The sequence below is a fragment of the Amycolatopsis sp. NPDC043885 genome (assembly GCF_056435685.1).
The window spans coordinates 464,412-482,625 of record NZ_JBWKEA010000003.1; the positions used below are offsets into that span (position 1 = coordinate 464,412).

19 protein-coding genes are annotated in these 18,214 nt (G+C 68.7%); 11 read left to right on the plus strand and 8 right to left on the minus strand.

The window, feature by feature from the left end; all coding sequences use genetic code 11:
* Positions 1-481: 481 nt before the first annotated feature.
* From AC069I_RS15165 to AC069I_RS15175, 3 genes are read left to right on the plus strand one after another with little or no spacing between them, the layout of a single operon-like run.
* Complete coding sequence (locus AC069I_RS15165) at positions 482-2,383, plus strand: ABC transporter ATP-binding protein (protein WP_478265646.1); 1,902 nt, start codon at positions 482-484, stop codon at positions 2,381-2,383.
* A gap of 46 nt (positions 2,384-2,429) precedes the next feature.
* On the plus strand, positions 2,430-2,621 hold the full coding sequence (locus AC069I_RS15170; RefSeq protein ID WP_478230455.1) for a hypothetical protein: 192 nt from the start codon (positions 2,430-2,432) through the stop codon (positions 2,619-2,621).
* A 32-nt stretch (positions 2,622-2,653) separates the two neighbouring features.
* Positions 2,654-3,532 carry an alpha/beta fold hydrolase gene (locus AC069I_RS15175; protein WP_478265647.1) on the plus strand — a complete coding sequence of 293 codons (879 nt, stop codon included), beginning with the start codon at positions 2,654-2,656 and terminating at the stop codon, positions 3,530-3,532.
* On the opposite strand, the gene AC069I_RS15180 is transcribed toward AC069I_RS15175, so the two are convergent.
* Positions 3,519-4,280 carry a 2-keto-4-pentenoate hydratase gene (locus AC069I_RS15180; RefSeq protein WP_478230454.1) on the minus strand — a complete coding sequence of 254 codons (762 nt, stop codon included), beginning with the start codon at positions 4,278-4,280 and terminating at the stop codon, positions 3,519-3,521. The genes AC069I_RS15175 and AC069I_RS15180 overlap by 14 nt on opposite strands.
* The gene (locus AC069I_RS15185) at positions 4,277-5,074 is read right to left on the minus strand and encodes a 2-keto-4-pentenoate hydratase (protein ID WP_478230453.1); all 798 of its coding nucleotides are present in this window, start codon (positions 5,072-5,074) and stop codon (positions 4,277-4,279) included. Before AC069I_RS15185 ends, AC069I_RS15180 begins: the two co-directional genes overlap by 4 nt.
* A gap of 130 nt (positions 5,075-5,204) precedes the next feature.
* Here AC069I_RS15185 and AC069I_RS15190 point away from each other — a divergent pair, with 130 nt between their 5' ends.
* The 6 genes from AC069I_RS15190 to AC069I_RS15215 all read left to right on the plus strand — a co-directional run bounded on the left by AC069I_RS15190 (position 5,205) and on the right by AC069I_RS15215 (position 10,460).
* Positions 5,205-5,777 carry a hypothetical protein gene (locus AC069I_RS15190; RefSeq protein ID WP_478265648.1) on the plus strand — a complete coding sequence of 191 codons (573 nt, stop codon included), beginning with the start codon at positions 5,205-5,207 and terminating at the stop codon, positions 5,775-5,777.
* Positions 5,778-5,811: 34 nt separating this feature from the next.
* Positions 5,812-6,219, plus strand: a complete 408-nt coding sequence (locus AC069I_RS15195; protein WP_340686403.1) for a CoA-binding protein — start codon at positions 5,812-5,814, stop codon at positions 6,217-6,219.
* Positions 6,220-6,499: 280 nt separating this feature from the next.
* Positions 6,500-7,282: an IclR family transcriptional regulator gene (locus AC069I_RS15200; RefSeq protein ID WP_340686402.1), complete on the plus strand. Its 783-nt coding sequence runs from the start codon at positions 6,500-6,502 to the stop codon at positions 7,280-7,282.
* Positions 7,283-7,366: 84 nt separating this feature from the next.
* Positions 7,367-9,025 (plus strand): L-lactate permease, encoded by a 1,659-nt coding sequence (locus AC069I_RS15205; protein WP_478265649.1) that lies wholly within the window; start codon positions 7,367-7,369, stop codon positions 9,023-9,025.
* 42 nt (positions 9,026-9,067) lie between these two features.
* A complete protein-coding gene (locus AC069I_RS15210) occupies positions 9,068-9,940 on the plus strand; it encodes a nuclease (RefSeq protein WP_478265650.1) in 873 nt (290 codons plus the stop codon).
* Positions 9,941-10,064: 124 nt separating this feature from the next.
* The gene (locus tag AC069I_RS15215) at positions 10,065-10,460 is read left to right on the plus strand and encodes a sigma factor-like helix-turn-helix DNA-binding protein (RefSeq protein ID WP_478230450.1); all 396 of its coding nucleotides are present in this window, start codon (positions 10,065-10,067) and stop codon (positions 10,458-10,460) included.
* 56 nt (positions 10,461-10,516) lie between these two features.
* Here the strand turns inward: AC069I_RS15215 and AC069I_RS15220 are convergent, their stop codons facing one another.
* Both AC069I_RS15220 and AC069I_RS15225 read right to left on the minus strand, forming a co-directional pair.
* Entirely contained in the window at positions 10,517-11,791 is a 1,275-nt protein-coding gene (locus AC069I_RS15220) for an RNA polymerase sigma factor (RefSeq protein ID WP_478265651.1), read from the minus strand.
* Between the two features lie 30 nt (positions 11,792-11,821).
* A complete protein-coding gene (locus AC069I_RS15225; protein ID WP_478230448.1) occupies positions 11,822-12,238 on the minus strand; it encodes a YciI family protein in 417 nt (138 codons plus the stop codon).
* Positions 12,239-12,388: 150 nt separating this feature from the next.
* On the opposite strand from AC069I_RS15225, the gene AC069I_RS15230 reads away from it, so the two are divergent.
* Positions 12,389-13,378 (plus strand): small ribosomal subunit Rsm22 family protein, encoded by a 990-nt coding sequence (locus AC069I_RS15230; protein WP_478230447.1) that lies wholly within the window; start codon positions 12,389-12,391, stop codon positions 13,376-13,378.
* On the opposite strand, the gene AC069I_RS15235 is transcribed toward AC069I_RS15230, so the two are convergent.
* The 4 genes from AC069I_RS15235 to AC069I_RS15250 form a co-directional block, all read right to left on the minus strand.
* A complete protein-coding gene (locus AC069I_RS15235; protein WP_478230446.1) occupies positions 13,360-14,274 on the minus strand; it encodes a LysR substrate-binding domain-containing protein in 915 nt (304 codons plus the stop codon). The two genes, AC069I_RS15230 and AC069I_RS15235, sit on opposite strands and share 19 nt — an antisense overlap.
* 52 nt (positions 14,275-14,326) lie before the next feature.
* Positions 14,327-15,040, minus strand: a complete 714-nt coding sequence (locus AC069I_RS15240) for an ANTAR domain-containing protein (RefSeq protein WP_478230445.1) — start codon at positions 15,038-15,040, stop codon at positions 14,327-14,329.
* A gap of 31 nt (positions 15,041-15,071) precedes the next feature.
* A complete protein-coding gene (locus AC069I_RS15245) occupies positions 15,072-15,797 on the minus strand; it encodes a GAF and ANTAR domain-containing protein (RefSeq protein WP_478265652.1) in 726 nt (241 codons plus the stop codon).
* A 301-nt stretch (positions 15,798-16,098) separates the two neighbouring features.
* Positions 16,099-16,719 carry a sigma-70 family RNA polymerase sigma factor gene (locus AC069I_RS15250; RefSeq protein WP_478230443.1) on the minus strand — a complete coding sequence of 207 codons (621 nt, stop codon included), beginning with the start codon at positions 16,717-16,719 and terminating at the stop codon, positions 16,099-16,101.
* Between the two features lie 305 nt (positions 16,720-17,024).
* Here AC069I_RS15250 and AC069I_RS15255 point away from each other — a divergent pair, with 305 nt between their 5' ends.
* A complete protein-coding gene (locus AC069I_RS15255) occupies positions 17,025-18,212 on the plus strand; it encodes a beta-1,3-glucanase family protein (RefSeq protein WP_340686391.1) in 1,188 nt (395 codons plus the stop codon).
* Positions 18,213-18,214 lie beyond the last annotated feature (2 nt).

Below are 18,214 nucleotides of genomic sequence, written 5' to 3' on the forward strand. Positions count from 1 at the left end.
CGGGCGAGAGATGAAGGGACCTTTGCTCCCGCGGGACGGGGTGTGTGGGTTTCGGTGCGCTAGATGTCCCAAACCCACACAGTCACCGAAGGCGGCCCGATCCGCTTCGCGCGCGGGAGCAAGGCGTGACCGGGCGGACGACAGGAGGGTGTGCGGAAATAGAGACGTTGAGTGTCCCTATTCCCACACACCCCTCACCCCGCGTAGCGACACTGACCGACCGTGTGGATTTTGGGACGTCAGATGTCCCGAAACCCACACAGTCACCGAAGGCGGCCCGATCCGCTTCGCGCGCGGGAGCAAGGGACCTTTGCTACCGCCTGGTGCCCGGCCTCGCCCTTCGAGCGCAGGTTGCGAAAAGATGCTTTCGCAACGCCCTCCACCGCGGAAGCGCGACCGAAGCGCGGTGACACATCAGGAAAAGCACGCCCCACCCCTTCAGCTCTCGGAAATGTCGGTGGGTGCGCGTAGAGAAGGACGAGTGCCCGAAGCGACCGTGCCCCTGATCGGGGTCGAGAACCTCAAGATGCCCGAATGGGCCACGGTCGACGAGACCGTGGCCGCGGCGGGGATGGTCAAGGCCATCCGCACGCTCCCGTCCGCCGTGGCCATCGTGCTGCGGCTGGCCTGGCGGACGTCGCCGCGGCTGACCCTGCTCGCCGGCGTCGTCCACCTCCTTTCCGGCTGTGTCACGGCCTTCGGCCTGCTGGCCACGGCGAACGTGTTCATCGCGCTGCTGGAGAACGGGCCGACGCCCGAGAGGGTGCTGCAATCGCTGCCCGCGCTGCTGATCGTCGTCGGCACGTACGCGTTGCGCGCGCTGCTCGACACGGCGGTGGCCGCGGTCGAGGGCGCGCTCCGGCCGCGCGTCGTGACTTCGGCGGGCGACGAGGTCACCGCCGCGATGGTCCGCGTCCACCTGCTGGCCTTCGAGGACGCGGACTTCCGGGAGCTGGCGAGGCAGGGCGCGCGGTACGGGGTCCGGTCGATCGAGATGAGCCTGCGCTGGCTCGCGGATCTGACGTCGGCGCTGATCTCGCTGGTCGCCGCGCTGGTGGCGGCGGGTCTGCTCAACCCGTGGCTCGCGCCGGTGCTGCTGCTCGCGGCGGTGGCCGACGGCTGGGCCGCGGCGAAGGTCGCGAAGCTGAACTACCGGCATTATCTCGACACCGTCGGCCGCAACATCCGGAAAGGGATCGCCGAGGAGGTCGCGACCTGGCGCGAGTTCGCTCTCGAACGGCACGCCCTCACCCTCCAGGAGCCGTTGCTCGGCGAGTACCGGCGGATCACCGACAGCTTGATGCGCGAAGAGGTCCTGCTCGCGCATCGCAGCAACATGGTCCGCCTGACCGGGCGCGCGGCGGCCGGTGTCGGCACCGCGATCGCGTATCTGGTGCTCGGTCTCCTGCTCTACTCCGGGCAGATGGAGCTCGCCCTCGCCGGGACGGCCGCGCTCGCCATGCGGACGGCGTCGAATTCGTTGTCCATCACGATGCACGCGGTGAACTCCTTGTACGAGGAGTCGTTCTACATCGCCTTCTTCAATCGGCTGCTGGTGGAGTCCGAGAAACGGGGCCCGGCGAAGGGCGGGGTCGCGGCTCCACCGGATCCGGCGGAGATCCGGCTGGAGAACGTCGGTTTCACCTACCCCGGCCAGGAGAACCCCGCACTGCGCGAGGTTTCGCTGACCATCCGGCGCGGCGAGGTGGTCGCCCTCGTCGGGGAGAACGGTTCGGGCAAGACCACGCTGGGCAAGCTGCTCACCGGGCTCTATCCGCCTTCGGAGGGAAAGGTGTACTGGGACGACGTCGATCTGGCCGGCGCCGATCACGAGTCGGTGCACGCCAACATCGCCGTCATCGCCCAGGATCCCGCCGAATGGCCGATGACGGCGGAGCACAACGTGACCGTCGGCAGGCTCGGCCGGGAAGACCCGGAGCGCGCCGCGTGGCACGACGCGATCACCTCCTCCGGCGCCGAAGAAGTGATCGATTCCTTGCCCGCCAAGGAGAAAACGGTGCTGTCCAAGAAGTTCAACGACGGGCAGGACCTTTCGGGCGGGCAGTGGCAGCGGATGGGCATCGCCCGCGGGATCTATCGCGACGCCGCCGTCCTGGTCGCCGACGAGCCGACGGCCGCCCTCGACGCGAAGGCCGAGGCCCGGGTCTTCGCGGGGCTGAGGCACGCGAGCGTTTCCGGGGCGGGCAGGCGCACGACGATCCTGGTGACCCATCGGCTGGCCAACATCCGCTCCGCGGACCGGATCCTCGTGCTGGAGAAGGGACGGCTGATCGAGCAGGGCACGCACGCCGAGCTCATCGAGGAAGGAGGCGTCTACCACGAGCTTTACGAGATCCAGGCCCGTGCGTATCGCGGCGAGTGAGCGGGTAACCGGTGGACGGCAAGGACCCGATCCACCGGAGGGAACCATGTCCGACCAGGAAGACCGCGAAGCAGCAGACGGCCCGAGCCCGGCCGACGCCTCCGAAGAGGCTGTCCAGCTCAGCAGGCCCGACGGCGGCGAACCGGGCGACACAGAACCGGAGGAGATCGCCGAAGACGAGGGCATGCAGCGGGCCGCCGGGCCGGAGAGCCAGGCCGTCCACGTCGAGGACGCGTAGCCGTTTCCGGCTTCGGCGGTCACACTGTCCTGATGCCGGAGAAGATCGCCGAAGTGAACGGCATCCAGCTGTGCCACGAGACGTTCGGGCCGCCGGGCGGCAGGCCGTTGCTGATGATCATGGGTTTGGCGTCGCAGATGATCTGGTGGGACGACGAACTCTGCGAGAACCTCGCGGCCGAGGGGTTCTACGTCATCCGCTACGACAACCGGGACGCCGGCCGGTCCAGCCGGATGTCCGGCCGGGCGAACCTGCCGCTCGCGTACGCCCTGCGCACGGCGCCGTACTCACTGGCGGACATGGCTGGTGACGCCGCCGGGCTGCTGACCGCACTCGGCGTCGAGAGCGCGCACGTCGTGGGCGCGTCGATGGGCGGGATGGTCGCGCAGACGCTGGCCATCGAGTATCCGTCGCGGGTGCGGTCGCTGACGTCGATCATGTCGACCACCGGCAACCGGTTCGTCGGGCGGCCGAGCGCCAAGGCGATGGCGATGCTGCTTTCGGCGCCTCCTCGCGGCCGAGAGGAGTACGTCGATTCGCTGGTGCGCATCTTCCGCGTCATCGGCTCGCCCGGCTACCCCTTCGACGAGGCGCGGATGCGGGAACGCGCGGAACGGTCCTTCGATCGCGGCGTCGATCCCGGCGGGACCGGGCGGCAGCTGGCGGCGATCGTTTCGAGCCGGGATCGCTTCCGCGCGTTGCGGAAACTCGAGGTGCCCGCACTGGTCGTGCACGGTTCGAAGGATCCGCTCGTGCACGTTTCCGGCGGCCGGGCGACGGCCCGTGCGCTGCGGGAGTCCGAAGTGGACATCGTCCCCGGCATGGGGCACGACCTCCCGCGCGTGATCTGGCCGCGGCTGACGCGCGGTCTGGTCCGGACCGCCGACCGCGCCGACGTCAAGACCCGGTGAGCGTGATCGAGCCCAGATGCGAGAAATGCGCCGCCACCCGTGAACCCGGGCGCACGTCGACCGCGTCGGTCATCCCGCCGGTGAGCACGATCCAGCCAGGCTCCAGCGCGAGCCCCCGAGCACCGAGGGTGTTGGCCGCCAGCGCCAGCGCTTCCGCCGGATGTCCCTGCACGGCCGCGCCGGTGGCGGTGTCGACGATCGCACCGTCGACCTCCAGAAGCGCCGCCTCCAGCGAGAGATCAACTGTGGACGGCTCGGCGCCGACCGGGCCCAGCGTGAAATAAGCCGAGAAACCGTTGTCCGCCACGGCGTCCGGCAGCCTGCCCCGATAGTCGCGGTAGCGGCTGTCGACGATCTCGATGCCGCCGTGGACCCGATGCACCGCCGCCATCGCGGTCGCCGCGGTGACACCGGGGCCCGCGAGCCGGTCACCCAGCACGAAAACCAGCTCGGGCTCCGCACGCGGGTGGATCAGCGACGGCACCGGGACGCCGGCGGGCAGCACCATCGCGTCGGTCAGCCACGCGAGCAACGGCGAGTCGATCCCCATCCGCCGCTGCATCGCACGCGAGGTCAGGCCCAGCTTGACGCCGATCACCGTCTCGCCGCGCACCCGCCGAAGCCGCAGTGCCTCGTCCTGGATCGCATAAGCGGTATCGACGTCCAAAGCGGGCCACGTGTCCGTCAGTGGCTCGCGTTCTTCCCCGGACAGCAGCGCTTCCGCCGCCTCACGCACACCAAGGCTCACGGCCGTTCCTCCCCGGAGAACTTCGCGGTGACACTGCCGAGCCCCGCCATCGTCGCGACGACGGTATCGCCGGGACTCACCGGGATCGCGCGCGTCATCGAACCCGGCAGCACGACGTGCCCCGGTTCGAGCGCGACACCGAGCGGCCCGACCGTGTTCGCGAGCCACACCAGCGCGTTCACCGGTGAGCCGAGCACCGCGCCGCCGGCCCCGGTCGCCGCGATCTCACCGTTCTGGTGCAGGACGCAGCCCACCAGCCGCAGGTCGATGTCGCCGATCGCGGTCGGCCTGCTGCCGAGGACGACACCGCCCGAGGACGCGTTGTCCGCGATCGTGTCGACGATGCTGATCTTCCAGTCCCGGATACGGGAATCGACGATCTCCAGCGCCGGGACGACGAAGTCCACCGCCCGCAGCGCGTCCGCCACCGTGACGCCGGGGCCGCGCAGCCGTGAGCCGAGCACGAACGCGATCTCCGGCTCGATCCTCGGCTGCAGGAAGCCGCCGACCGGGATCGGCTGGTGTTCGAGGTGGAACATCGAGGCGGTCAGATGGCCGTAGTCGGGCTGGTCGACGCCCATCTGCCGCTGCATTGCGGCGGACGCGAGACCGACCTTGTGCCCGCGCACCTCGTCGCCGCGTTCGGCCCAGTGGCGGACGAGCCGCTGCTGGATGCGGTACGCGTCCTCCAAGGTCGCGGCGGGATACGTCTCGATGAGGGGCGCGATCGGCTTGCCGGTCTCGTACGCGCTGAGCAGCGCGGCCGCGGCCTCCTGCAGCGTGCTGGCGTCCATGGGCTCCTTCCGACAGCCGAACTCTGCCCCGTCGCCTGTGCCCGCACAAGACGCCCGTTCCACTGGCCGGTACGCACGGATTAGGCCGAAAGGGTCTCGCACGCCCCCGATCATCACCTAGCCTGCACCCATGTCCGATTGGACGCTCTCACGGGCGAAGGCCAGGATCGACCGCCGCGAAGAGCTCGACGAGCTCACCGCGCGCATCCGCTACGAGGTGCGGGTGCACCTCAACGAGCCCACCGCGCACAACGCCTACGACGAGCTGACCGACATCTTCGCCATCGGGCACGCGGAGTGTTCGGCGCTGCTGAAGCACCGCCGTGTCCTGCCGCTGTGGGAGCGGCTGCTGCTCCAGCGCTACACCCGGCGTCTCTACGGCAAGGCGGTCTCGGCGACCGTCGGTGACCTCCCCGCCGACGCGGGGCCGGCGCCCGCGTCGGCGTTCGGCCCGGAGATCGCCTCCCTGACCCCGGATTCCGGTGACACGGGGGCGAAGTTCGACCTGCAGGGCCGCGGCCTGGTCAACGTCTTCCGGATCGCCGCCGGGCGGCACGGCGAGATCTGGCCGGACCGCCATGACGTCGCGACGACCTCCGCGCGCAGCGTCCTCACCTGCTCCGCGGTCTTCCTGCGCCGCCGCGCCTGGCACGTCGTCTGGCCGGTGTATCGGGTGCGGGGGCTGCGACTCTGGAAGCTCTAGGAATGCGCTGCCACCCGCCGTCGTTGAACCCGGTATGACCGATCGCGCCACCGAGATCCTCGCCGGATCGAAGACGATCGCCGTCGTGGGGCTGAGCCGCGATCCGGCCAAGGCCTCGCACGGGGTCGCCGCCGTGCTGCAGGCACACGGGTTCCGGATCATCCCCGTCCACCCCTCGGCCGACGAGCTGCTGGGCCAGAAGGTCTACCGCTCGCTCACCGACATCCCGGAGCCCGTCGACATCGTCGACGTCTTCCGGCCGTCCGAGGACACCCCGCCGATCGCCGAACAGGCCGTCGCGATCGGCGCGAAGGCGCTCTGGCTGCAGCAGGGCATCGTCTCCGCCGAGTCCCGCCGGATCGCCGAAGAAGGCGGGCTGGCTTACGTCGAAGACCGCTGCACCGCCGTCGTCCGAGCGGTCGCGAATCTGTCTGTGCGTTAGAAACGTACTTCGCCACGAACCCTCGCCGCGATTTTCCGGCGGGGGTTCGTTCATATCCGTGAACAGAAGAATGACCTTTGAAGTCATACACCGATTCTGATCAGCCGAACGAATTGGTCCAAACCGGTGATCTTGACGGGAAGCCTCCAAGCTGGGAAAACTTGTCCGGTCGCCAGTTTGTTAAGAAACCTTCCCTAGGGTGGGGCGAGCTGTTAACGTCCGAATCCGCTTAGCGGAAACAGGTGCCGATCACCGGCACCCCGGTCCATCGGAGGGCGAAGTGGGCACACCCCGCTCCCTGGATTCCAGTGGCACACTCGAGCGCGGACTCGCGGTTCTCGAGCATGTGGGCCAGAACCAGGAGATTTCCACCAACGCGATCGCCCGGCAACTGGGTCTCTCCCGGAGCGCGGCCTACCGCATCGTCGGCACCCTCAAGAATCTCGAATACCTCGAAGCCGATCGCACCACCGGCCGCGTGCGGCTCGGCACCCGGCTGGTCGAACTCGGCGCCCGCGCGATGGCCGCGACCGACCTCCACCGCTGCGCGCCGCGTTATCTCGCGTCGCTCGCCGAACGCAGCGGCGAGACGACCTATCTCGCCGTCCCGGACAACGACACGATGGTCTACGTCGCCACCGAACGCAGCGCCAACGCCGTCACCCTTGCCTGCCGCCTCGGCACCCGCCGCCCGCAGCACGCGACGTCGCTGGGCAAGGCGTGGCTGGCGGCACTGCCCGAACAGGACCGCGTCGAACGCATCCGCCGGATGAAACTCGACAGTCTCACGCTCAAGACGATCAACGATCCGGCCCGGCTCCTCGACGACCTTGCCAGGACCAGCCGCCGCGGCTGGGCCGTGGACGACGTCGAGAACGAACCGGACGTGGGCTGCGTGGCCGCCGCCGTCCGCGACCACACCGGACGGCCGATCGCCGCGATCAGCATCGCGGGCCCCGCCGGCCGGGTGCTCCGCCGCACCGACGAACTGGGCGCGACGGTGGCGGGCACCGCGGCCGCGCTGTCGCTCCGGCTGGGTTACGTCCGCGCGCAAAGGGCCTGACGTGGGCTGGGTCCATGACTACCAGCCGGCGGGCGGGCTCTGGCCGTCCGCCGCGCTGCGGCGCTGCCGATCATCGTGCTATTGGTGACGCTGGGAGTCCTGCGCCGATCGGCGCAGCTCTCGGCGGCGCCGGCGCTGATCACCGCGCTGCTGGTCGCGGTACTGCTGTATCGCATGCCCGCCGGGCTCGCCTTCGATTCCGCGGCCATGGGTCTCGTGTTCGGGGTGTGGTCGGTGGCCTGGATCGCGTTCCACGCCGTGTACTTCCACAACGTCACCGTCGCGACGGGACGATTCGACGACATCAAGGCGGTCCTCGCCGGGTTCAGTGAGGACCGCCGCCTCCAGGCGACGGGCGATCGCGTTCGGCTTCGGGGCGCTGCTGGAAGGGATCGCGGGCGGCGGCTCGCCGATCGCGATCACGGCGGCGATGATGGCCGTGCTCGGTTCCCGCCGGTGAAGGCGGTCGTGCTCGCGTTGCCGGCGAACACCGCGCCGGTCGCGTTCGGCGGCCTCGGCAATCCGCTGATCGTGCTCGGCAGGCTGACCGCGCCGATCCTCGGCATGAAACAGGAACAGGCGACGGAACTGTTCTCGTCGATGGTCGGCCGACAGCTCCCGTTGCCGGCGCTGATCGTCCCCGGCTTCCTGATCGTGGTCCTCGCGGGCTGGAAACGGATGATCGAGGTCTGGCCCGCCGTGCTGACGGCCGGGCTGTCGTTCGCGGTCATGCAGTTCGTCACCTCGAACTTCATCAGCCCGAGCCTCGTCGACGTCGTCGCCGCGCTCGCCGCGATGGCCTCGCTGTGGATCTTGACGCGGTTCTGGCAGCCGTCGGCGATCCGGCGTTTCGACGGCGAAGAACCGGTGCGGGCCGGGGCAAGCCTCGACGCGGCGAAAGCCGGGCGCGGCGCGCTGTACGCGTGGGCGCCGTACATCATCCTGATCGCGGCGATCTTCCTGTCCCGGATCGGCACGATCTTCAAGAACCTGCCGGAATGGCTGGACCTGACGAAGCTGCTGCACAAGGCCGACTGGGCGTTCGCGTGGCCGGGACTGCACAAGGAGGTCGTCCAGCACGCGCCGATCACGCCGAAGGACACCCCGTACGCGGCGACGTTGACCGTCGATTTCCTTTACTCGCCGGGAACGGTGGCCCTGATCGCGGCGATCGTGGCGGGCTTCCTGATGAGCGCGAAACCGCGGCTGCTGCCGGCGACCTACCGCCGGACGCTGCACCAGATGCGCTGGGCGCTGGCGACGATCTTCATGATCCTCGCGATCGCGTACGTCATGAACTACTCGGGTGCGACGCAGACACTCGGCCTGGCGCTGGCGACCACCGGGGTGCTGTTCCCGTTGTTCTCGGCCTACATCGGCTGGCTGGGGGTGTTCCTCACCGGATCGGACGCGTCTCTTCGGGCCGATGCAGGTGATTTCGGCTCAGCAACTGCACGTCGACCCGATCCTCGCCGGTGCCACCAACACCTCCGGCGGCGTGATGGGCAAGATGATCTCGCCGCAGAACCTGTCCATCGGCGCCACCGCGATCGGGCGATCCGGGCAGGAGGGCGCGCTGCTGCGGCAGACCTTCCTGTGGTCGGTCGTGCTGACCGCCGTGGTCGGGGGTATCGCGTTGCTTCAAGCGACCGTGCTGGAGTTCATGATCCCGTCGTGAGCGGGAATGCGGGAATGTCCACAATGGTCACCCGATCTTTACCGGCCATTGGGCTGGATGGATGAACGCCAGGTTCGTTCACCGGAATGGGAACTACCGTTGTCCTCATGCCCATGACGCTGATCAAAGGTACGTTCCAGCTCGTCGGAGCCTCACCGGACGGCGATTCGGTACGGTTCTATCCCGAAGATCCCCAGGCGACCAAGAAGGCGGGCCTGAAGGTCCGGCTCAATTCGCGGGGCGGGATGCAGCTTCGGCTCGACGCGATCGACGCGCTCGAAACGCATTACCAGGGCAGGGGAACCGGCGGGATGTGGCATCAGCCCGCGGAATTCGCCGACGCCGCCGCGGCGAACCTGCTGAAGGCCCTCGGCTTCAAGACGGTCGAACGCGATGAACGGGGAACGGTCACTTCGTCGACGCCGATCAAGGTACCCGGTCACATACTGACGCGGTTCGCCGACAAATACGGACGGGCGGTGGCGTTCGCCTTTCCCGGACAACGGCCGGGACGGTCGGCGGACCTTTCCAAGGTCCATCTCGACGTCAAAACGCTGAAGAACTCCGCGAACTACCGGCAGGTCGCGGACGGGCTCGTCTACCCGACGTTCTATTCACTGCTTTACCCCGATCTGCGTGACGCCTTGGCCGAAGCGGCGGTCGAAGCGCGCCAGAACGGGCTCGGGCTGTGGCCTCAGGACGTCACGAACTCCGGGTTCAAGCTCTCGTCGCGCCGGCAACTGGCCGACGAACTGGTGATCCTGCCGAAACTGTTCCGAAGGCTCGTCGACTACCTCGCGCTCGACGAAAGCGGCGGGGTCTCGCTGAGCGGCTTCTCCGACTTCCTCGATTCCCGCGACGACCGCCTGTTCACCGTCCCGGACGGGCACGCCACGGAATTCGAGACCTTGGTGAGCGTGAGGCGGCAGACCGTGAGCCTGACGATCGAGCCCGAGCGGACCGTCTTCATCGAGGCCTGAACCATGTCCCGTGTCGGCAAAAACACCGTACCTCCCTCCCCCTCCACCGTGCTCATCTGAAAGGTGGGAGAGGGAGCCGATGCGAGGACACGGTTCACGACGGCCGGAGGAGGCCGGCGGGCGGATGGAGACGGCTTCGAAACTCGTCGACGCCATCCGCGTCCTGGTCATGCGCTACTGCCGGGCGCGGATCGGCCGCCGTGCGGGCACCTACGACATCGCCGACGCGATCGCGAAGGACAGCTGCCGCGAGATCTTCGCCGGGGCGGCCGGCGCTCCCGCACTCCTCAGGTTCGCCTACGACGTCACGCGCGGCCTGGTGGACGACTTCCACCGGACCACCGCCGAGCTGCCGAACCCGCTTTCCGGGCTGCCGGGCCAGCAGCGCGAGATCATGGTGCTGCGGTCGCTCGTCGGGCTTTCCGCCGACGACACCGCGCTGGCGCTCGGCTGCTCCGTCCAGGCCGTCCGGCTGGGGCAGCATCGGGCGCTGAGCGCGTTGCGTCCTGCCCCCGCCTGACGCGTTTCGTCCTCTGGATGCGGTAGTTCGTGGCGCGAACTACCGCATCCAGAGGACTAATCGCGGCGGGTGCACTCCGCCGCCCGGTTCAGCAGCAGGGTGCGCTCGCGGTCGTTCCCGGTCATCCCGGCCGCGCGCTCGAACTCGGCGCGGGCCTCGTCGAGGCGGCCGAGCTTCGCCAGGAAGTCGCCGCGCACACTGGGCAGCAGGTGGTACGACTTCAGCGCGGGCTCCGGCACCAGCTTGTCGACGACCTCCAGCCCCGCCTCCGGACCGACGGCCATCGACAGCGCCACCGCCCGGTTCAGTTCGATCACCGGCGACGGGTTCAGCTTCCCGAGCCCTTCGTACAGGACGGCGATGCGTGCCCAGTCGGTCTCGTCGCCCGTTCGCGCCCGCGCGTGACAGGCGGCGATGGCGGCCTGCGCCGCGTAGACGCCGAGAGCGCCGTCCGCCAGCGACTCGGCGAGCTCCAGCGCGGCGAGACCACGGCCGATCAGGAGCCGGTTCCATTTCGTCCGGTCCTGATCCATCAGCAGCACGGGTTCGCCGTTCGGCCCGACGCGCGCGGCGGCTCGCGACGCCTGGATCTCCATCAACGCGACGAGCCCGTGCACCTCGGGTTCCCTCGGCATCAGCCCGGCCAGGATCCGGCCGAGCCGCAGTGCCTCTTCGCACAGCGCCGGTCGCATCCAGTCCTCGCCCGCCGTCGCCGAATAGCCCTCGTTGAAGATCAGGTAGATGACCTCGAGCACCGAGGACAGGCGCGCGACCCTGTCCTCCCCCTCGGGCACCTCGAACGGCACCTTGGCGTCGCCGAGCGTCTTCTTCGCCCGGACGATCCGCTGCGCGATGGCGGTCTCCTTGGCGAGGAACGCCCGCGCGATCTCGTGCGTCTGGAGCCCGCCGATCATCTTCAGCGTCAGCGCCACCCTGGCCTCGGTCGACAGCACCGGATGACAGGCGGTGAACACCAGCCGCAGCAGATCGTCCTCGATATGGTCGTCGAGACCGGCGGTGAAGTCGGGATCCTCCTCGAACTCCAGCTCGCGGCCGATCTCGCCGAGCTTCTTCTCGTACCGCTCGTTGCGCCGGAAGGTGTCGACGGCGCGGCGTTTCGCCGTGGTCATGAGCCAGGCGCCCGGGTTCCTCGGGACGCCCGACTCAGGCCACTGTTCGAGCGCGGCGACCAGCGCGTCCTGCGCCAGTTCCTCCGCGAGTCCGACATCGCGTGTCATCCGCGCGAGGCCGGCGATGAGGCGGGCCGATTCGATCCGCCACACCGCGTCGATCGCCGAACGGGGGTCTGCTGTTGCCGTCACGCCGACCAATCAACATCGTCGGCGCGACGACCGCAACCACTAGTTCGCTCCGGACTGCTCCCGCAGCTTCTGCTCGCGCTCGACGATCTCCGGTGTCGCGTTGTCGAAGTCCTCCAGCTCCGCGATGCGGCGGATTTCGATCTCGCCCTCGCGGAACGGCGCGCGCTTCATCCATTCGACGACCTCGGCCCTGTCCTTGACCTGCAGGATCCAGAAACCCGCGATGAGCTCCTTGCTCTCGGCGAAGGGCCCGTCGACGACCCTGGCCTCGTTGGTGCCGGAGTACTGGATGCGGAAACCCTCGGCGCTGGGGAGCAGGCCTTCACCCGCGAGCATGACGCCGGCCTTCACCAGTTCCTCGTTGAACTTCCCCATCTCCTGAAGGTCCTCGGCGCTCGGCTGCGCACCGGCCACGTCGGTCTTCTCGTCGCTCTTGACAATCACCATGAACCGCATCTCGTGTCTCCGTTCCCGGCGGGGCTCGTCCCTGCCACATCTACGCGTCGATCGGGCATCCCCGGTTTCGACACGGTCCCCGAACTTTTTCCGCGGATATTCGAGCAGCCGGAAAACCGCAGGTCAAGGCCCATGAGAGGATGTTCCCTCGTGGCAGCACTCCCCCAAACCCTCCGCTCCGCCCTCGACGAAGAGCTGGGCAAGTACCCGCAGAACAGGCTGACGCAGTCCGTCGAGCGGCTCAGCACGCGCTACCGCGAGAACAACCCCGCGAGCGCGCCCATCCTCTCTTCCGAGGTCGACATCGCGGCGTACGCGGGCTACCGGATGCCTGCCACGTACGCGGCCGTACACGCCGTTCTCGCCGAAGCCGCCCTTCGCGCTCCTGGGTTCGCTCCCCGGACGCAGATCGACGTCGGCGGCGGGACCGGTGCCGCGATCTGGGCGGCGGCCGGCGTGTGGCCGTCGCTGGAGGAAAGCACCGTCGTCGAGCAGGTCCCGGGCGCGATCGCGCTGGGGCGGCGGCTCGCGGGGAACGCCGGCGACAAGGCCGTCCGGGGCTCGACCTGGCGACGTGGCCTGATCGACCCGGCCGCGCCCGCGCCGGAGGCCGATCTGGTGACCCTCTCCTATGTCCTCGGGGAGCTGCCCGAAGCCCGCAGGGCCGACGCCGTCCGCTGGCTGTCGGCGAAGGCCGGGATGCTCGTCCTGATCGAACCCGGCACCCCCGCCGGCTACGAACGGATCGCCGAAGCGCGGGATCAGCTCGTCGGGCTCGGGCTCTCCCTGGTCGCGCCGTGTCCGCACGAAGGCGCGTGCCCGATCCCGCGCGGCAAGGACTGGTGCCATTTCTCCGCGCGTCTCCCGCGCACCGGCCTGCACCGCCAGCTCAAGTCGGGAACGCTCGGCTTCGAGGACGAGAAGTTCTCCTACGTCGTCGCGTCGCGCACGGCACCGGAACGCGCCGAAGCCCGCATCCTGCGGCATCCGGCCAAACGCAAGGGCATGGTCGGCCTCTCCCTCTGCGCCGGAGCCGGGCTCACCGAAACGATCGTCACCAAACGGCACGGCCCGGCCTACCGCGCGGCCCGCGACGCCGAATGGGGCGACGCCTGGCCCCCTCAGTCCACAGTGGACTGAGGACCTCGCCGCACCTGATTGCCGACGGCGGCGAGCAACGCGCCGAGGGCCGGATTGTCGTTGCTCCGCCGCCACATCAGTTCGAGTTCGACCGGGCGGTTCTCGACACCGTCCACCGGACGGAGCACCACCCCCTCGAAGCGCAACGCGGCCGCCGCGGCCGGCACCAGCGCGACCCCGATCTCCGCCTTCACCAGCGCGAGCACCGTATGCACCTGACAGGGGTACTGCGTGTACTCCGGCAGCACCCTGGCGGCGCGGAACACCGCCACGACCAGGTCGTGGAAGTAGCGGCCCTCCGACGGCGAATACATGATGAACGGTTCGCCGTCGAAGTCGCGGACTTCGGGATTCTTCTCGCGCCGCGCCAAAGGATGCGCCGACGGCAACGCCGCCAGCAGCGGCTCCCGCCACAGCGGCAGGGTCACGACGTCGGCTCCCGTGACCGGCGGCCGGATCATGCCGAGATCGATCCCACCCGCCAGCAGTTCCGCCACCTGCGCCGCCGTCACCATCTCCCGGAGTACTAGATCGACGCCGGGCACCTCGGCGTTCGCCACGGCGATGACGCGTTCGAGGTAGGAATACGCCGCCGTGGCGGTGAAGCCGAGCGTGACGACCCCGGCCTCGCCTTTCTTCGCCCCCCGGGCGTACAGCGTCGCCTCTTGCACCGAACGAAGGATCTTCCTCGCCTCGGCCAGAAAAACCCGTCCTGCCGGGGTCATCCGGACCGTGCGGTGCGTCCGGTCGAACAGCTCGACCTCCAGTTCGCGCTCCAGCAACTGGATCCGCCTGCTCAACGGCGGCTGGGTCATCGAGAGCCGCTCCGCCGCCCGGCCGTAGTGCAGTTCCTCGGCCACCGCGACGAAACTCACCAGCTGCTCCAGGGAAAACACCCAGCCAGTCTAGGTATCGCCGAAGGGCGGACAAGCGCCGAATCGGTATCGTTCAGCGCGGGATTTCCACCGTGCGGTCGATGATCCCGGTCGCCACGGAGAGGATCTTGCGATTGTTGCTCCGCGCGTAGGCGCGCAATACGCCGAACGCGTCGTCGACCGAAACCCGGAGCCGCTCGGCGAGAACGCCTTTCGCCTGCTCGATGATCACCCTGCTGTTCAAAGCCGCCTGGAGCTGCGCGGTGATGATCTCCTGCCGCTGCCACATCCGGTGATGCAGGATGCCGATCGTGGCGATGTCCGCGAGCGCCTGCCCCAAGCACAATCCGTCGTCGTCGAGCGACGCGGGCCGGGTGTCGAACAGGCTCAGCGCACCGATCACGTCTTCCCGAAGCCGCATCGGCAAGGTGTACACGGAGCGGAATCCGGCGTTTTCCGCCTCTCGGGAGAACTTCGGCCAGATTCCGCCCGCCCGCGCCAGATCCGGGCAGTCCACCGGCTCGGCGCGCCGGTAGCAGTCCAGGCACGGCCCCTCCGAGTTCCGTAGCTGGAACAATTCGAGCAGGCGGGTCTTTTCCTCGGACGCGGCGACCATGGTGAGGGTGCCGCGCGGGTCGGCGAGCACCAGCCCGGCGGCAGGGACACCGAGTAGTTCGACGCATCCGCAAGCGAACAGATCGAGGAACTCGATGAGGTCGAAGTCGTCGACAAGGGTGTCCGCCAACTGGACGAAGGTCTCGCGCAAGCCGGCCGTCAGGTCGATCATCGTTTCTGATATCTCCTCAGGCTCACGCCCGTCATGGTTCGGACCGGAACGTGACCCGGCGAAGCACCACGTCCATGGCCACCTCGTCGAGCCTCCTGTCGTTGGTGTAGGCATAGGCACGCAAGCGCGCGAGCGCGTCCGCGAGCCCGACGCCGAGCTGGACCGACACCATGCCCGCGGCCTGATGCACCCGGTCGCGATGGCCGGTGAATCGGCGATCGATCAATCCGGCCAGCCCCGGCCCACCCGTGTCGGCCTCGGCGACGGCGAGGGTGATCACCGCATCGGCGCAGACGAGTGCTTGCGCCCTGCCCTCCCTTGACAGGGATCCGGCGAATTCGCGATAGCAGTCGACAACGCCCACTTTGATCGCACCGGCCTGAATCGGCACCGCGATGATCGATTTCACGCTTCGGTCAATCGCCTCCGGCGCGAACATCGGCCATCGGAGTGCCGCCTCCGAACTGGTCAAATCGGTTACGACGACGAGCATACCGCCGCGCGCCACTTCCACCGCGGGACCTTCGCCAAGGGTGAACTGCAGATCTTCCAATTCGCGGCTGCGTTCGTCGGTGGCGAAGACCGGCTCGGCGAGACCTTCCCCGGGGGTGAGCACGAGCCCGACACCCGCCGCGTCGAGGACCTCTCCGCAAATGACGCAGGCGTGTTCGATAGAGACCGGTGAATCGGTTTCCGAAGCGAGAAAACACATCTTCGCCCATACCGAAGCGGCGCGATCATGCCGTCGAATCGCCATGGCGTGCCTCCCGGCGTTGCCCGATATCGGACGGGCCCGCCGGGATCAAGAGCGAACAGCGCGTACGGCTTGTCCGCACCAAGGACCATTCTTCCATGTTTCAGTGACGAATTCCCCTGCCCCAATGGCCCGTTCGGCCGGTTCCGGCTCACCGGTCCGCGCCTAGGGTGGATCCGAGACCGCTTGTCCCTGGCCCCCGGCAACGGCACTCGCCGGCGAGCTCTGGAGGGGCCATGTGCGTTCGCATTCTCGAAACCCGCGCCAAACGGGAGAACCCTTTTGTCCGGTTGTTGATCCGCATTCAGCTCAAGGCGTCCTGGCGCTGAGCACAGGCGCGCAGCCTGCTGATCGCGCGGTGCTTGGTCACCCGCACACGTGATGACGTCGTCCCGAGCGCCGCCGCGGTCTCGTTCGACGTCAGCTCGCCGATCACCCGCATTCCCAGCACCTCGCGGTGGGAGATCGGCAGCGTCCTCATCAGCCTGCCGAGCCGGAGGCCGAGTTCGGTCCGCAGGGCGCGTTGCTCGGGTTCCTCCGCGGCCCCCGCCGGACGTTCGGGGAGTTCACCGGTCAGCACCTGCTTGCTCCGCGCGGCCTTCCGGAAGACGTCGGCGACCTTGTTCGCCGCGATGGCACGCAGGAGGAACACGAAGGAGCCTCCGCGGCGGCCATGTCCGGGGACCGCGACGAAGACCGCGAGGCAGATCTCCTGCGCCACGTCGGCCGGCTCGAGATAGGTCAGCTCATGGCCGCTGAGGCGGGTCTCGACGTACTGCCGCGCCCACGGCATGAGTGCGGTCATGAGGTCGTCCATGGCGTGCGGCGCGCCGTCCACCGCGGCCTTGGCGAGGCCGTCCCAGCCGGCGGGGGAAATCCACGTCTCACCGCCGCCGGTTCTTCGTCTCGGAAACTCGTCGCTCATGTCCCGCTCCCCACGGATGAGAAAACCCGGCCGCCGGGGTCCAGGACGGAACCCGGCCCACGGTAGCCGACGAATCCGGCCACCTCAATCGACGAAAGGCCCGCGACAAATTGTCCGGCCCGGCGGAAAACCGGACAGATTCCCACCAATGGTCTGGACATCTCCGCGTCCGGCGACGTAACTTCCCGTGCTGAGACCCCTCGCCAAGGTCACGCCCAGGCCGGGAACGCGCCCCCGGCCGACATCCGCAAGCACCGCCGCGGCGCGTCCGCGCTCCGCGACGGGATTCCGCCGAGGAGTGAACTGTGCGCATCCGCAAGAAGATCCGGCGCGTCTTGACCGCGTTGGCGGTCGCTCTCCCCCTGGTCACCGGAGTGTCGGCGCTTTCGGCACCCACCGCGGTCGCCGCGGGCCCCGATCCGCTGCCACTGACCGTCACCAACAACTCGAACCGCTCCGACGCGGTCCACCTCTACGTGCTCGGCACGAACCTCAACACCGGGAAACTCGGCTACGTCAACGCCGACGGCGCCTTCACCCCGTGGCCGCCGGGCGCGAACCCGCCGAGCCCCGCGCCGGACGTCTCGATCGCGGGCCCCGGCAACGGCGGCTCGACCACGCTGCGGATCCCGCGGATGCTCTCGGGCCGCGTCTACATGTCGTTCGGGCAGAAGATCAAGTTCTTCCTGACCCCGGACGGGCTGGTGCAGCCCGCGCCGTGGGCCGACGGCGACCCGAACCGCGACATCCTGTTCGACTGGAGCGAATTCACCTACGACAACGGCGGGCTGTTCATCAACAGCTCGCAGGTCGACATGTTCAGCGTGCCGCACGCCGTCGGGCTCACCAACGGGGCGGGGACGAACAAGGAGGCCGGGCGGCTCAAGGCGGGTGGCCGCGAAGCCCTCTTCAACGCCGTCCAAGGACAGTCCGGTTTCTCGAACCTGGTGTACAACCGGCTGCGGGTGCTCGCTCCCGGCAAGGGGCTCGACACCGGCAAGTTCAGCGGGACCTACCTCGACGGCTACGTCACGAGCGCCTGGAACGCCTACAAGTCGACACCGCTGACCGTGGTCCCGTTCGAGGCCGAACCCGGCAAGAAGTTCACCGGCCGGACCGGCGGGGACGACGTCCTGCGCTTCACCGACACCTCGGGCGCCACGGTGGCGTCGTTCAGCAAGCCGAGCACCCGTGACGTCTTCAACTGCGACGGGCGGCTGCACGCGCCGAACGACCAGGTCGTCGGCCCGATCGCGCGGACACTGTGCGCGGCGCTGCACCGCTCGACGCTCGGCACCCTGCACACGCAGCCGACCTACGACGCGGGCCAGTTCTACAAGCAGCCCGTGACCGACCACTACTCGCGGATCGTGCACGAGCAGATGGTGGACGGGAAGGCGTACGGATTCGCCTTCGACGACGTCGGGCACTTCGAATCGCTGGTGCACGACGGGGACCCGCGGACCGCGCGGATCATCCTCACCGCGTTCTAGGG